Below are 13,666 nucleotides of genomic sequence, written 5' to 3'. Positions count from 1 at the left end.
CCTTGTCATGGCTCTATTATAGCGAATTATTCCTAGTTAGTCAAGGATAATTTTAAGAATAATTCCTATTTATTTTGCCTTACAGATAAATTCCGGCAGGGTCACTAAAAACCATCCTCAAAAACTGTGTGCTTTGCCCTGTGCACCTTAAAAAAAGCAAAGCCGCCCTGCACACACAGGACGGCTTCTGCCTTGTTGTTACTGAGATTCTATGGGAGATCAGACCTGCAGGTTGCTGCTGGTAGCGGCTTCGGAGCCGTCGGCAGCATCAAACTCGTAGTCGTTGCCGGGCAGGATAGCGTTCAGCAGGATGCCTGCGATCGCGGCCACAGCCAGACCGGACAGGTTGATGGTGACACCTGCAACGGCAAAGCTGACACCGCCCACAGAGTTGAAGCCCAGTGCGCACACCAGAATGACAGCGGCCACGATCAGGTTGCGGCTGTTGGTAAAGTCCACGCGGTTCTCCACCACATTGCGCACACCGATGGCGGAGATCATGCCATACAGCACAAAGCTGATGCCGCCGATGATGCCGGTGGGGATAGTGTTGATGACAGCCTCAAACTTGGGGCTGAAGCTCAGGATGATGGCCAGGACAGCCGCAATGCGGATGACCAGCGGATCGTAGATCTTGCTCAGAGCCAGCACGCCGGTGTTCTCGCCGTAGGTGGTATTGGCCGGGCCGCCCAGCAGGCCGGCCATGGTGGTTGCAAGGCCGTCGCCCAGCAGGGTGCGGTTCAGGCCGGGGTCGTTGATATAGTTGTGGCCCACGGTTGCGCTGATGGCGGCGATATCGCCCACATGCTCCATCATGGTTGCCAATGCAATGGGGATGATGGTGAACAGTGCGCTGATGAACTCCGGGCTGCCGTCGATGGCAAACAGGCCCATGGCCTCCTTGTGCAGAGGGATGCCCACCCATGCAGCCTCAGAAATGCGCTGGAAGTCCACTGCACCGGTCACCAGTGCCACTGCATAGGACACCAGCACGCCGATGAGGATGGGCAGGATCTTGACCATACCCTTGCCCCAGATGTTGCACACGATCACGACACCCAGTGCCACAAAGGCCAGGATCCAGTTGGACTGGCAGTTTTTGATAGCAGAGGGGGCCAGGATCAGGCCGATGGAAATGATAATGGGGCCAGTAACCACCGGCGGGAAGAACCGCATGATGCGGCGGATGCCGAAGGTGGAGATCAGCAGGCTGGCCACCAGATACACCAGACCGGAAAATGCGACGGCGGCGCAGGCGTAGGGCAGCATCTTGGTGTTGGCAACGGTCAGGTTGCCGTCTGCATCTGCCAGCATGGGGGCCACGATGGAGAAGCCGCCCAGATACGCAAAGGAGGAGCCGAGGAATGCAGGCACCTTCTTTTTGGTAATGAGGTGGAACAGCAGGGTGCCCAGACCTGCGCACAGCAGGGTGGTGGAAACGCTCAGGCCGGTGAGCAGCGGCACCAGCACCGTTGCACCAAACATGGCAAACATGTGCTGCACGCCCAGAATGAACATGCGGCCTGCGCCCAGCTGGCGCGCGTCGTAAATGCCTTTGGAGTAATCGATCTTTTCGCTCATGAAGTTTTTCTGCCTCCTACAGAACTCGCAGCCCCAAAAAAAGAGGCACCGCCGTCAGCAAAACGGCAATGCCCTTGAAATTTGGGAACAATGATTCCGCCCGGAAATGAGAAGTGCAATACAGCGCAGTCGATGATTCTTGTGCAGCATGGTGCGCTCCCCCTTTCATTCAGGCTCTTTCCAAACCGCCGCCAAAAGCCCCGCAAAAGGCCGCAGCGGGCAGTCCTTCAAGAGATTATAGCAGACTTTTTGCCGCCGTGCAACCATTTTGCTTAATTCTCCTGTATTTCCAGCCCGGAAGTTTGCGCCGCTTCTCTTGCAATCCGGCCCAAAGCGCACTATAATATAGCCTACCATTGTAATCTGTATTATAAGAGAATTATCAGGAGAGTTTATGATCTATCTGGATTATTCCGCCAATACCCCGGTAGACGAAGCGGTTTTACAGCGCTTTTGCGAGGTGGAGCGCAATTGCCCGGGCAATGCAAATTCCCGCCATGCAGCAGGCACTGCTGCAAAGGCCGCCATCGATGCCGCCACCCAGAGCATTGCCCGCAGTCTGAATGTGCAGCCCGCCGAGATCATCTATACATCCGGTGCCAGCGAGGCCAACAACTTTGCCATCAAGAGCATCGCCCGGCTGGAGCGCCACCATGGCAGACACATCATTTCCACCCCGCTGGAGCACTCCTCGGTGAGCGGCAGCCTGACCGCCCTGCAGGAGCAGGGATACGAGATCGACCTTGTGGACATCCGGCAGGACGGCACGGTGGACCTTGCCCACCTGAAAGAACTGCTGCGCCCGGACACCATTCTGGTGGCCGTCACTGCCGTGGACAGTGAGCTGGGCGTGGTGCAGCCGGTGGCCGAGATCGCGGAAATGTTGAAGGCCTGCCCCCACTGCCACTTCCATGTGGATGCCACACAGGCCGTGGGCAAGCTGCCGGTCAGCTTTGCGGGCATCGACACCATGAGCCTGACCGCCCACAAGTTCTACGGGCTGAACGGCATCGGTGTGCTGGTCAAGCGGCGCGGCCTTGCGCTGGAGCCGCTCATCCATGGCGGCGAGAGCACCACCCTCTACCGCAGCGGCACCCCCACCGTGGCGCTGGCCTGTTCGCTGGCGCTGGCGCTGGAAAAGGCAGTGAGCGAGCTGCCCGCCCGGGTGGAGCACATCCGCGCCCTGAACGCCCGCCTGCGCACCGGGCTTGCCCAATACCCCAAGGTGCGCATCAACAGCCCGGACACCGCCGTGCCGCAGATTTTAAATCTGAGCGTACAGAACGTGAAGGGCACCGTGTTCCAGCGGGAGCTGGATGCCAGGGGCGTATGCGTCTCGGTCAAATCGGCCTGCTCTTCGGACGGCCTGCCCTCCCGCGCCGTGTTTGCCGTGAGCCATGACCGGCGCAACGCGCTGTCCTCGTGGCGCATCAGCCTGAGCCACCTGACCACGGAACAGGAGATCACTGATTTTATGCAGGCGTTCGATGCCTGTTACAACGCCCTGACGCAATAAAAAGGAGTATTATGAAGCAAGATCCCCCCGCCGACCAGCAGCGAGGGGATCTTTTTTTACTGTTTTTGAATGCCGAACAGTCTGCGCAGAATGCCGCGCAGCGCCTTGGGGCTTCGGATCACAACTACCTGCATATGCTCCCCGCCTTTCCGTTTTCTGGCCCATCCTATGCAGGCAGGGGCCGGAACGTTCCGGCAAGGGCAGCAGCGCTCAGTCTGCGATGGTCTCCACCACCACCAGCGCACCGCTGCGGGTGGAGATGGTGATGCAGTCCGACCCGGCAGCGTACTCGTTGCTGACGCCCAGCGGGTAGCTGGCGGTCAGCTCCGCATCGGTCAGCTCATAGTAGGAGCCGCGCTCGCACACGCCCTGCGCCCTGCCCTCCATCGGGAAGGCCGAGAAGAAGAAGTACCTTTCCTTCGGGTAGCGGCGGGTCTCGCCGGGCATCACGTAGGTGATGCGGCTGCGCTCATCCAGCAGGGTGGTGCGCACACCGCGCTGTTCCAGCCCAAGGCCGGTGCACAGGTTTGCAAGGGTGTGTTCCACCCGTCTGCCGCCAAGGCCGCCCAGCAGCAGCACCTCGTCAAAGCCCTTTTCCGAGACCAGCTTTGCGGCATACTCGGTGTCGGTATCGTCCTTCACATGGGGCAGCACGATGATATCGTCGTCCTGCTGTTCCGGGCAGGGGGCGGTGTCAAAGTCACCCACGATGATGTTGGGTCTGCGCCCCAGAGGTGCGCAGTTGCGGTAGCCTGCATCACAGGCAATGATAAAGTCGTCCGGCCGCAGGGCCTCTGCCAGCTCCGGAGAAACCGGGCAGGCCGAAATGATCACACAGCGTGACATGAATCTCTTCCTTATCCTTTATACTTTCGGGCGCTGCCAATCCTTCACGTCCTTGACTTCCTCGTACATGGCGCAGTAGCTGTCGTACCGGGTCTGGGAGAGCCTGCCCTCGGCCAGTGCGGCGCGCACGGCACAGCCTTTTTCGCTGCGGTGGGAGCAGCCGGTGAACTGGCACTGGCCCAGATAAGGCCCGAACTCCGGGAACGCATGCTCCAGATTTTCTTTGGGGATGAACCCGGCGCGGTTCGCTTCCAGACTGGCAAAGCCCGGCGTATCCGCAATGCGCCCGCCAAAGGCTTCAAAGATCGTCACCTCACGGGTGGTGTGGCGGCCGCGGCCCAGCTTCTGGCTGATGGCACTGGTCTCGCGCTCTGCTTCCGGCAGCAGATGGTTCAAAAGGGTGGATTTTCCCACGCCGGAGTTGCCGCAGAACGCACACAGCCTGCCGCTGATCCACTGCTTCACCTCGTCCAGCCCGCCGCCGGTCTCGTAATCGATGCGGATGAACGGCAGGGTCGATTTTTCGTAGGCCTTACGCAGGAATTCCGCCTCGGCCAAGTCGCCCTTGGTGCACACGATCACCGGCTGCACGCCCTTGTCCACCGCAATGGCGGCAAGCTTATCCAGCACCAGCGTGCTGGGCGTGGGCTGGGTGGTGCTGGCCACAAGGAACAGCACATCCAGATTTGCCACCGGAGGCCGCACGAACACATTTTTGCGCGGTGCGATCTCGGCAATGACGGCTGCACCGTTCTCGGTCTCCAGCGTCACCTCATCGCCCGCCACCGGCGTGATCTTCTGTTTGCGGAAAATGCCGCGGGGCTTGCACTCCACAATGCCCTCCGGCGTTTTCACATAGTAAAAGCCGCCGATACCCTTTGTGATATATCCCTTCATGCACGCCTCCGTCAGCTCAGCAGCGAGGACCACCAGTCGGTCAGCGGTTTCTGCGAAGGGTCGCCGCTGCCCGCTGTGCCCTGTTCGGTGCCGGTCTCGGTGCTGGAAGAAGAGGAGCTGCTGCCAAACAGGCCGCTCCACCAGTCGCCGCCGGTGGTGCTGTCGCTGGGTGCTTCCGGTTCCGGTGCAGGCTCCGGCCCTGCGCTTACCACAATGTTCACGCGGCCGTTCAGCTTTGTGGTAGAGCCTGCCGCCGGGTTCTGACTGATGACAGTGCCCACCGGCTGGTCGCTGTACTGCTCGGTCTGGCTGCCAAGGCCCAGATGGTTCTGCACCAGCAGGGTGCGGGCATCAGCGGTGCTCATGCCGGTCAGCGAGGGCACCTTGGTGGTGGTTGCCACCTGCGGGCGGCTGATATACATCACCACAGTGCTGCCTGCAGCCACCTGACTGCCCGCCGCCGGGTCGGTGCGGATCACCGCGCCGGATGCCACAGAGGTATCCACAGCCTGCGTTACCAGCACCGAGACACCCAGCTCCTTGAGCTGCTGCTCTGCATCGGCCTGCACATAGTTGGTCAGGTCCGGCACGGTAACGTACTGGGTGCCAAGGCTCACAGTCAGGGTCACATTCTGGCCCTCGCGCACCGTGCGGCCGGACACCGGCGACTGCTTATAGATATAGCCCGCCGCATAGTTACTGTTGTACTCCTGCTCCCAGGTAACGCTGATCTGGCCGGAGACCACCTGCTCGGTGGCAGCAGCCTCGTCCTGCGTCATACCGATATAATCGCCCAGCGTGATATCGGCCTTGTTGTTCATCAGGTTGGAGGAATCGTTCAGGATCATCCAGCACAGCGCAAGGCACGCCAGTGCAAATGCAATGGTAACGCCGAACAGTGCCGGCAGGAAGATGGTGCGCTTTTTCTTGCGCGGTGCGGCCTTTTTGCCGCGGGGCGCAGGCTTTTCGGCCTGACGGTTTGCACGGTTCTGGTTCATGGTACGTTTCACCACCTTTTCGGGAGCATCTTCTGTAATATACTTGTACTCGAACATCACGGAGGGGTTGTGCACGTAGGTGTCCAGCGCATCCAGCATTTCGCGGGCGGATGCGTAGCGGTTCTGCGGCAGCTTTGCCATGGCCTTTTCGGTGATCTCCACCAGTGCATTCGGCACCTCCGGCGCGATCTCGTGCAAAGACTTCGGCTTATCGGAGATCTGCTTGATGGCAACTTCCACCATGTCGTCTGCATCAAAGGGCAGATGACCGCTGAGCATCTCGTACATCATCACGCCCACCGAGTAGATATCGCTGGTGCAGTCGGTCTCATCGCCCTTGGCCTGCTCCGGGCTGATATAGTGCACGCTGCCCATGGCCTTGCCGCTCAGCAGCTGGTTCTCGGCACGGGAGATGCGCGCAATGCCAAAATCCATCATGCGCAGCTGGCCGTTGTCCAAAAGCATGATGTTCTGGGGCTTGATGTCCCGGTGCACCACACCGTTGGCGTGGGCATGTTCCAGCGCCTTTAAGATCTGGGAGATGAAGTGCACGGTCTCCCGGTTGGTCAGCCTGCCGCCGCGCTGGTTAAGGTACTCGCGCAATGTCATGCCGTCCACATATTCCATCACGATATACTGCAGATCATCATTCACCGATACATCGTACACTTTTACGATGTTGGGGTGGTTCAGCAGCGAGATGGCCTTGGATTCATTTTTAAAGCGGCGCACAAGGTCCGGGTCGTGCATATACTCCTGCCGCAGCACCTTTACCGCCACCACGGTACCGGCAGGCACCGGGCCGTTGTGCCCCAGCATGACCGCCTTGTAGACGTTTGCCATGCCGCCGGAACCGATCAGCTCCCGCACCTCATACAGGCCGTCCAGCTTTTTGCCGATCAGGTTGTCCATCAGCGCACCTCCTCCACACACAGCAGCAGCGCGGTGATGTTATCCGGGCCGCCGTTCTCGTTGGCCGTGCGGATCAGAAGGTCCGGCAGGTCGTAGAACCTGCCGGTGCGCAGCAGCTGTTCCAGCTGTTCTCTGGGCACGGCATTGGTCAGGCCGTCCGAGCACAGCAGCAGGATATCCCCTTTCTGCAGCGGTGCGGTGGTGAACTCCGAGTCCAGCCGGTAGTCCACGCCCAGCGCCTTGGTGATGATGTTCTTCTGGGGGTGGTGCTCGGCTTCCTCCACGGTAATGGTGCCGCAGTCCACCAGCTCCTGCACATAGGAGTGGTCGTGGGTGAGCTGGGCAAGCCTGCCGTCCCGGTACAGGTACGCCCGCGAGTCGCCTGCATGACACAGGAACACCTTGCCGCCGCGCACCAGTGCGCACACAGCCGTGGTGCCCATGCCCGCCAGCGATTCCTCACGCAGGGCCTTCTGGAACACAAAGCGGTTGGCGCTGAGCAGGCTCTTTTTCAAAAAGGTCTCCTCTTCGCCGGGCAGGCACTTGGAAGCATACTGCTCCTGAAAGCAGCGCTCGATCACATCGCACGCGCTCTGGCTGGCTTCCCTGCCGCCGCGTGCACCGCCCATGCCGTCGCATACCAGCAGCCATGCGGCATCGCCGGGCAGTTCTCCTGCGCGATAATCGTCCTGATTATCCTGCCGGACCCTGCCGACATCCGTTTTTCCTGCAAGTTTCATAGGCTTCTCCCTTTAATATTTACGCTTTCCCGTTCATTTCGTCACGGCGCAGCTGGCCGCATGCGGCGCTGATCTCGCTGCCAAGGCGGCGGCGCACCGTAGCGTTCACGCCAAGGCTCTCCAGCTTCTGCTGGAAGCGGTGCACGTTGGCTGCATCGGTGGCCGAGTACGGGCTGCCGTCCACCGGGTTGATGGGGATCAGGTTCACATGGGCACCCATGCCCCGGATCAGGTTTGCCAGCTGTTTGGCGCAGGCATCGGAATCATTGACACCGCGCACCATGGAATATTCAAAGCTCACGCGGCGGCCGGTGGTATCCTGATAGCGCCGCACGGCCTGCATCAGCACTTCCACGGGATAGGCATCGTTCACCGGCATCATGCCGCTGCGAATTTCATTGTTGGGTGCATGCAGCGACACCGAGAGGGTCAGCTGCAGCTTTTTCTCGGCCAGCTGGTCGATCTTGGGCACCAGACCGCAGGTAGAAAGGCTGATGTTGCGCATCCCGATGTTCACGCCCTCGGGCGAGGTGATGTTCTCCAGAAACTTCATCACTTCGTCAAAGTTATCCAGCGGTTCGCCAATGCCCATGAGCACGATGTGGGAAATGCGCTCCCCGATATCCTTCTGGGCGGTGTAGATCTCAGAGCAGATCTCGCCTGCTTCCAGATCGCGCACGCGGCCCGCCTGGGTGGACGCGCAGAAGCGGCAGCCCATGCGGCAGCCCACCTGCGTGGACACACACACCGTGTTGCCGTAGTGGTAGCGCATCACGACGGTCTCGATGCAGTTGCCGTCCGCCATGCGCAGCAGATATTTTACCGTGCCGTCCTTTGCTTCCTGCCTGCGCTCGATCTTGGGCGCGGCAATGTAGAAGCTTTCTTCCAGCTTTGCCAGCAGGGTCTTGGGCTGGTCGGTCATGGCAGAAAACTCGGTGACCAGCTTCTGGTGCACCCAGTGGAAGATCTGCTTTGCCCGGAAGCCCGGCTGACCCATCGCTTTCAGTTCAGCGGTCAGCTCTGCCAGCGTAAAGGAAGAGATACAGCGTTTTTGTTCCATTGTGTTCTCCTATTGTTTTTTACGAACAAGCCACCTGTTTCATTGCAGCTTTTCCCCGTTTTTCTGCATGGCGCACAGGAAAAAACCGTCCATGCCGGTACGGGTGGGCACCGAAAGCGCGCCGTGCTCCCCTGCCGTCATCCCGGCGGGCAGCGCTGCGGCAGGCTCCACCACCGTAAACTCCGGGTGGCGGGCCAGAAATGCCGCGATCTGCTGCTGGTTTTCTGCCGGGTCGATGGTGCAGGTGGAGTACACCAGCCTGCCGCCCGCTTTCAGCAGCTGTGCCGCCGTATCGAGGATGGCCGACTGCGTGGCCAATAATTCAGCTTCGCGGGCCGGTTCCAGCTTTTTGTAGCGCAGATCCGGCTTTTTTGCCAGAATGCCAAGGCCGCTGCAGGGCACATCCGCTAAAATGCGGTCGGCCTGCGGCAGGGCCGGGTTCACCTTTGTGGCATCGTTGCACAGGGCTTCCACATTAGTCAAGCCCATGCGCTGCACTGCCGTGCGGATCAGGCCCACGCGGTTCTCGGCGGCATCGCAGCTGTAAAGCCTGCCGGTGCTGTGCATCTGCTCGGCCAGCAGGATGGTCTTGCCGCCGGGCGCGGCGCACAGGTCGATGACTGTTTCTCCTGGCTGTGGGTCCACGCAGAGCGCCGCCAGCTGGCTGGCCTGCCCTTCCACATGGAAGTACCCCTGCCGGAACAACTCATTTTCCGCCGGGCTGCCCTCGAAGCGGGCCAGCACACTGCCGGGCACAATGCCCCGCTTTGCTTCCTTTGCACCGGAAGCCAGCAGCTTTGCACAAAGCTCATCGGCACTGCCTTTCAGCGGGTTCGCCCGCAGGCTGGTCATGCCGCCGTCGGCCTTGTAGGTAAGGATATCCAGTGCTTCGTCCGGGTAGTTTTTGTGCAGAAATTCCGCCACATCCCGCCCGGCAGAGCCAAGCACCATGAGCCGTTCCACTTCGTTTTTGAAGCTTGCGGTGCTCAGGTCGTAGCTGCACGCCTTGCGCAGCACGGCGTTGACCAGACCGGATGCGCTGGATTTTTTGAAGGCACGGGTCAGCTTGACGGCCTCGTTCACCGCAGCGGACACCGGCACCTGCATATAGCGGGCCTGCGCCAGCGCCGCGCGCAATATTTCGCGCACCGGTGCATCCAGCTTGGCAAGGCCCTTGGGCAGGAACTGGCACAGGATGTAGTCCAGCGTGCCCCGGTGTTCCAGCACCGTGTAAAAGATGGCGCTGGCAAAAGCTTTATCGCGGCCTTCCAGCTGCTGGCGCTTGAGTTCGGCATCCAGAACAAGGTTGGAAAAACCATCCTGCTCCTGCCGCACCAGCGCCGCCACTGCCGCCGCGCGGGGATTCGCCGCCATCAGAGGATATCCCCCGTTTTCAGGCGCTGACCGGCCGCAAAGGCGGTGCCGTCCATGGGCTTTTTGCCTTCCGGCACCACATTCAGCAGCTGGACGGCCCCCTCACCGCAAGCCACCGTGAGCGGCTTTGTGGCCAGCACGGTGCCGGGCGCTTCGCCGTGAGCTTCCACGGCACGGCACTCCATCACCTTGAGCTTTTTGCCGCCGGAGGTGACGAACCATGCACCGGGCCACGGGTTCATGCCGCGCACCCAGTTGTGGATGTGGGCAGCCGATTCGGTCAGGCGGAACTCTGCCATCTCCTTGTTCAGCATAGGTGCAAGGCAGGCGTTCTCATGATCCTGCGGCTGGGGTTTCAGCGTTCCGGCGGCGATGGCGGGCACCACCTCGCACAGCACCCGTGCACCCACGGCAGTCACGCGATCAAACAGCTGGCCGCTGGTCTCCTCCGGGTCAATGGCGATCTTCTCGCAGCAGAGCACATCGCCGGTGTCAAGGCCCTCGTCCATCTGCATGATGGAAACGCCTGTCTCGGCATCGCCGTTCAGCACGGCCCACTGCACCGGGGCGCTGCCGCGGTACTTGGGCAGCAGGGAGACATGCAGGTTGATGCAGCCGTACTTCGGCGCTTCCAGCACAGACTTCGGCAGGATGCAGCCGTAAGCCACCACCACGATCAGTTCCGGGGCCAGTGCGCGGATGTTCTCGTCCTCGCTGCCGTCCCGCAGGGTGCGGGGCTGGAACACCGGCGTGCCGTGGGCAAGGGCCACTTCCTTGACCGGGGGTGCGGTAAGCACCTGCTTGCGGCCAACCGGCTTGTCCCGCCGGGTGTACACCGCGCAGATGTCATGCCCGGCGGCATACAGGGCTTTGAGGCACTCTGCGGCAATATCCGGCGTGCCCATGAACAAAATGCGCATTACTTGTTTCCTTTCGCTTCGCGGGCAGCTTTTTTGCCCTCTTCGGTATCCTCATAGAAATACTCGCTGGACTGCATGATGGTAATGCCGTCCAGATGGTCGTTCTCGTGCTGGATGCAGCGGCCCAGCAAATTCTCAGCTTCCAGCTCGAACCACTCACCGTGGCGGTCCTGTGCGCGCACCTTGACCGCGGCGGGGCGGGTCACAGCGCCGTTGTGGCCCGGGAAGGACAGACAGCCCTCGTAGGCGGTCTCCTCTTCCTCGGATACAGCCAGAATTTCCGGGTTGACGAAGTCGATGAACTTATATTCGTAATCTTCGGGGATCTCCTCGGGCGCGTCGGTGGTGTCCCACACCACGAACAGACGGCGCAGCATGCCCACCTGCGGGCCGGCCAGACCCACGCCGTCGGCGGCGATCATGGTCTCGTGCATGTCGTCCAGCAGGGTAGCCAGACGGTCATCAAAGGTGGTGACGGGGCGGCAGACCTTGTTCAGGATGGGATCGCCCTCTTTTACAATATTGCGGATAGCCATTTATGGTACCTCCAAATCAGATGTCACCGTCCGAGTGCAGGTCCACCGCAACGGTGGCCTTGGACGGAAGTTTTTCCTGTTCGTATCTTTCCAGTGTGCTGCGCACGAGATCGCGGAAGCGGCGGTCGTTGCGGCACTTGATGGTAAGTTTGTAGCGGTAGGTGTCGTTGATCTTTTCAATGCTGCCGGGCGTGGGGCCAAGCACCCGCAGCGGCAGGTCCGGCTGTTTTGCCGCCTGCTGGCCCAGCAGGGCCGCAAAGCGCGCCGCCGCCCGTGCCACCTCGATCTCCTTTGCGCCTGCAAAGCCAATGACGCACAGCCCGCAGAAGGGCGGGTACAGGCCCAGCTTGCGGTAGGCGATCTCCTGCTCAAAAAAGGCATCGTAGTCCTGCGCGGCGGCAAGGTTCAGCACCGGGTTATCGGGGTCGGTGGTCTGGATGATGGCAAAGCCCGGGTCTCTGGCCCGGCCGCTGCGGCCCACCACCTGCGTGATGAGGCTGAACACGTTCTCATACGCGCGGAAGCCCTGTGCAAACAACAGCGAGTCGATGCCCAGCACGCCCACAAGGGTCACATCCTCAAAATCCAGTCCCTTGGCCACCATCTGGGTGCCCACCATGATGTCATATTCGTGGTTTGCAAACCTTGCCAGCAGCTTTTCGTGGGCATCCTTTGCGGCAGTGGAATCCTGATCCATGCGCAGCACCCGCGCATCCGGGAACAGCTTTGCCAGCTCTTCCTCGGCTTTCTGGGTGCCGAAGCCCCGGTACTGCAGCTTGCCGCCGCAGGCGGGGCACACAGTGGGCGGTTCCATCTGGCTGCCGCAGTAGTGGCACAATACCTTGTGCGCCGCTTTGTGGTACACCATCGGCACGCTGCACTTTGTGCACTTGAGCACCTCGCGGCAGTCCTCGCACTGGGCCATGGTCTGGTAGCCCCGGCGGTTCAGCAGCAAAATGGTCTGCTTGCCTGCATCCAGATTGCGGCGGATGGCATCTTCCAGCGACAAACTGATCTCCCGCGGGTTGCCTGCCGCCAGCTCTGCGCGCATATCCACGATCTGCACCGTGGGCAGCGGGTTGCCGCCGTAGCGCTGGGTCAGCCGCACCAGCTGGGTGCGGCCATGCTGGGCCGCGTAAAAGCTCTCGGTGCTGGGGGTGGCGCTTGCCAGCAGCAGCAATGCACCGTTTTCCGCCGCGCGCTGCCGGGCCACCTCGTGGGCAGAATAGCGGGGCGCGGATTCCGAGCGGTAGGTGTGCTCCTGCTCCTCATCGATGATGATGAGCCCGATGTTTTCCAGCGGCGAAAAGATGGCGCTGCGGGTGCCCACCACGATGTCTGCGCCGCCGTCCTGGATCATCTGCCACTGCAAAAGGCGTTCGGTGTGGTTGAGGGCAGAGTGCTGCACCGCCACCCGGCGGCCAAACTGACTCTTGAGCCGCAGGATCATCTGCGGGGTCAGGCTGATCTCCGGCACCAGCACCAGCGCACGCCTGCCCTGCTCCAGACAGCGGGCAATGAGCTTTAAAAACACCAGCGTCTTGCCGCTGCCGGTCACGCCATAGAGCAGCGCCGAGTGGGGTGCATCGTCTTCCAGCTTTGGCAGCAGAGCATCGTAAGCCGCCTGCTGCTCCTGCGTGAGGGTGATCGGCTCGTTTTTCAGCGGGATGGACGAATACAGGTCGATGGATTTGTTCACCTTGCTGCATTCCAGCACGCCTTTGGCGCACAGGTTATCCAGCACGGCACGGCTGATGCCCTTGTCTTCCAGCTCGTTCAGGGTGCGCGGCCCGCCGCCCAGCAGCGCCACTGTCGCCAATTGCTTGGCCGTCGGCTTCGGCTTTGGCGGCAGCCCGCCCACAAGGCGGTAGGAGTTCTCGGTGTGGCGGGTGAGCTGCTTTTGCAGCACCGGCGTCACACCGTCTGCCGCCACAGCGGGCTTGTACTGCGCACCATAGGGAATGACCGCCTTGACCGCTTCGTAATAGGTGCAGAAGGTGCGCTCCTTCAAAAAGTGCACCAGCCGCAGCAGTTCCGGGGTCAGGCAGGCGGATGCCGGGGCCACGTCGAAAAGATATTTCAGCTTTGCACTTTCCGGTTCGGCATCGCAGGCCAGCACCACGCCCATGCGGGCGCGGCTGCCACGGCCAAAGGGCACCAGCACCATGCTGCCAAGTTTTACCGCATTCTGCTGATCCGGCATGACGGCATAGGTATAAAGCTTATCAAAGTGGAAGGTCGCATTGCTGACGGCAACGCCTACCGTTTTGGGCATTCGTCCAGCTC

11 protein-coding genes are annotated in these 13,666 nt (G+C 61.0%); 1 reads left to right on the top strand and 10 read right to left on the bottom strand.

Annotated features, from left to right (window positions below; genetic code table 11):
• Nucleotides 1-219: 219 nt before the first annotated feature.
• The gene (locus ACGHUK_RS05610) at nt 220-1,581 is read right to left on the bottom strand and encodes a uracil-xanthine permease family protein (protein WP_005940287.1); all 1,362 of its coding nucleotides are present in this window, start codon (nt 1,579-1,581) and stop codon (nt 220-222) included.
• 394 nt (nt 1,582-1,975) lie between these two features.
• On the opposite strand from ACGHUK_RS05610, the gene ACGHUK_RS05605 reads away from it, so the two are divergent.
• Nucleotides 1,976-3,097, top strand: a complete 1,122-nt coding sequence (locus ACGHUK_RS05605) for a cysteine desulfurase family protein (protein ID WP_097781906.1) — start codon at nt 1,976-1,978, stop codon at nt 3,095-3,097.
• Between the two features lie 210 nt (nt 3,098-3,307).
• Here ACGHUK_RS05605 and ACGHUK_RS05600 read toward each other — a convergent pair whose 3' ends face one another.
• Genes ACGHUK_RS05600 through priA form a run of 9 tightly spaced genes read right to left on the bottom strand, consistent with a single transcriptional unit; the run spans nt 3,308 to nt 13,655 of the window.
• A complete protein-coding gene (locus ACGHUK_RS05600) occupies nt 3,308-3,943 on the bottom strand; it encodes a thiamine diphosphokinase (RefSeq protein WP_154255400.1) in 636 nt (211 codons plus the stop codon).
• A gap of 18 nt (nt 3,944-3,961) precedes the next feature.
• Nucleotides 3,962-4,840: a ribosome small subunit-dependent GTPase A gene (gene rsgA, locus ACGHUK_RS05595; protein ID WP_097774859.1), complete on the bottom strand. Its 879-nt coding sequence runs from the start codon at nt 4,838-4,840 to the stop codon at nt 3,962-3,964.
• A gap of 11 nt (nt 4,841-4,851) precedes the next feature.
• Nucleotides 4,852-6,750, bottom strand: coding sequence for a Stk1 family PASTA domain-containing Ser/Thr kinase (gene pknB, locus ACGHUK_RS05590; protein WP_371287970.1), 1,899 nt, complete (start codon nt 6,748-6,750; stop codon nt 4,852-4,854).
• Nucleotides 6,750-7,490, bottom strand: a complete 741-nt coding sequence (locus ACGHUK_RS05585) for a Stp1/IreP family PP2C-type Ser/Thr phosphatase (protein ID WP_120079537.1) — start codon at nt 7,488-7,490, stop codon at nt 6,750-6,752. Before ACGHUK_RS05585 ends, pknB begins: the two co-directional genes overlap by 1 nt.
• A 19-nt stretch (nt 7,491-7,509) precedes the next feature.
• Complete coding sequence (rlmN, locus tag ACGHUK_RS05580; RefSeq protein WP_120019726.1) at nt 7,510-8,550, bottom strand: 23S rRNA (adenine(2503)-C(2))-methyltransferase RlmN; 1,041 nt, start codon at nt 8,548-8,550, stop codon at nt 7,510-7,512.
• Nucleotides 8,551-8,589: 39 nt separating this feature from the next.
• Nucleotides 8,590-9,924, bottom strand: coding sequence for a 16S rRNA (cytosine(967)-C(5))-methyltransferase RsmB (gene rsmB / locus ACGHUK_RS05575; protein WP_390575414.1), 1,335 nt, complete (start codon nt 9,922-9,924; stop codon nt 8,590-8,592).
• The gene (fmt, locus tag ACGHUK_RS05570) at nt 9,924-10,844 is read right to left on the bottom strand and encodes a methionyl-tRNA formyltransferase (RefSeq protein WP_005940255.1); all 921 of its coding nucleotides are present in this window, start codon (nt 10,842-10,844) and stop codon (nt 9,924-9,926) included. The genes rsmB and fmt overlap by 1 nt, the downstream gene beginning before the upstream one ends.
• Nucleotides 10,844-11,380, bottom strand: coding sequence for a peptide deformylase (gene def / locus ACGHUK_RS05565; protein WP_005940252.1), 537 nt, complete (start codon nt 11,378-11,380; stop codon nt 10,844-10,846). The genes fmt and def overlap by 1 nt, the downstream gene beginning before the upstream one ends.
• Before the next feature lie 16 nt (nt 11,381-11,396).
• Nucleotides 11,397-13,655: a primosomal protein N' gene (priA, locus tag ACGHUK_RS05560; RefSeq protein ID WP_390575412.1), complete on the bottom strand. Its 2,259-nt coding sequence runs from the start codon at nt 13,653-13,655 to the stop codon at nt 11,397-11,399.
• Nucleotides 13,656-13,666: the final 11 nt, after the last annotated feature.

Origin of the sequence: Faecalibacterium sp. i25-0019-C1 (assembly GCF_042854225.1) — a bacterium.
Lineage (GTDB): Bacteria > Bacillota > Clostridia > Oscillospirales > Ruminococcaceae > Faecalibacterium > Faecalibacterium taiwanense.
The sequence above is the reverse complement of the archived record's forward strand: the minus strand, read 5'-3'. Positions and strand labels throughout refer to the sequence as shown.

Coding starts and splice junctions, on each gene's coding strand:
- fmt (WP_005940255.1), bottom strand. CDS start 10,844: ATGCGCATTTTGTTCATGGGCACGCCGGATATTGCCGCAGAGTGCCTC.
- ACGHUK_RS05585 (WP_120079537.1), bottom strand. CDS start 7,490: ATGAAACTTGCAGGAAAAACGGATGTCGGCAGGGTCCGGCAGGATAAT.
- rlmN (WP_120019726.1), bottom strand. CDS start 8,550: ATGGAACAAAAACGCTGTATCTCTTCCTTTACGCTGGCAGAGCTGACC.
- pknB (WP_371287970.1), bottom strand. CDS start 6,750: ATGGACAACCTGATCGGCAAAAAGCTGGACGGCCTGTATGAGGTGCGG.
- rsgA (WP_097774859.1), bottom strand. CDS start 4,840: ATGAAGGGATATATCACAAAGGGTATCGGCGGCTTTTACTATGTGAAA.
- rsmB (WP_390575414.1), bottom strand. CDS start 9,924: ATGGCGGCGAATCCCCGCGCGGCGGCAGTGGCGGCGCTGGTGCGGCAG.
- ACGHUK_RS05605 (WP_097781906.1), top strand. CDS start 1,976: ATGATCTATCTGGATTATTCCGCCAATACCCCGGTAGACGAAGCGGTT.
- ACGHUK_RS05600 (WP_154255400.1), bottom strand. CDS start 3,943: ATGTCACGCTGTGTGATCATTTCGGCCTGCCCGGTTTCTCCGGAGCTG.
- ACGHUK_RS05610 (WP_005940287.1), bottom strand. CDS start 1,581: ATGAGCGAAAAGATCGATTACTCCAAAGGCATTTACGACGCGCGCCAG.
- priA (WP_390575412.1), bottom strand. CDS start 13,655: ATGCCCAAAACGGTAGGCGTTGCCGTCAGCAATGCGACCTTCCACTTT.
- def (WP_005940252.1), bottom strand. CDS start 11,380: ATGGCTATCCGCAATATTGTAAAAGAGGGCGATCCCATCCTGAACAAG.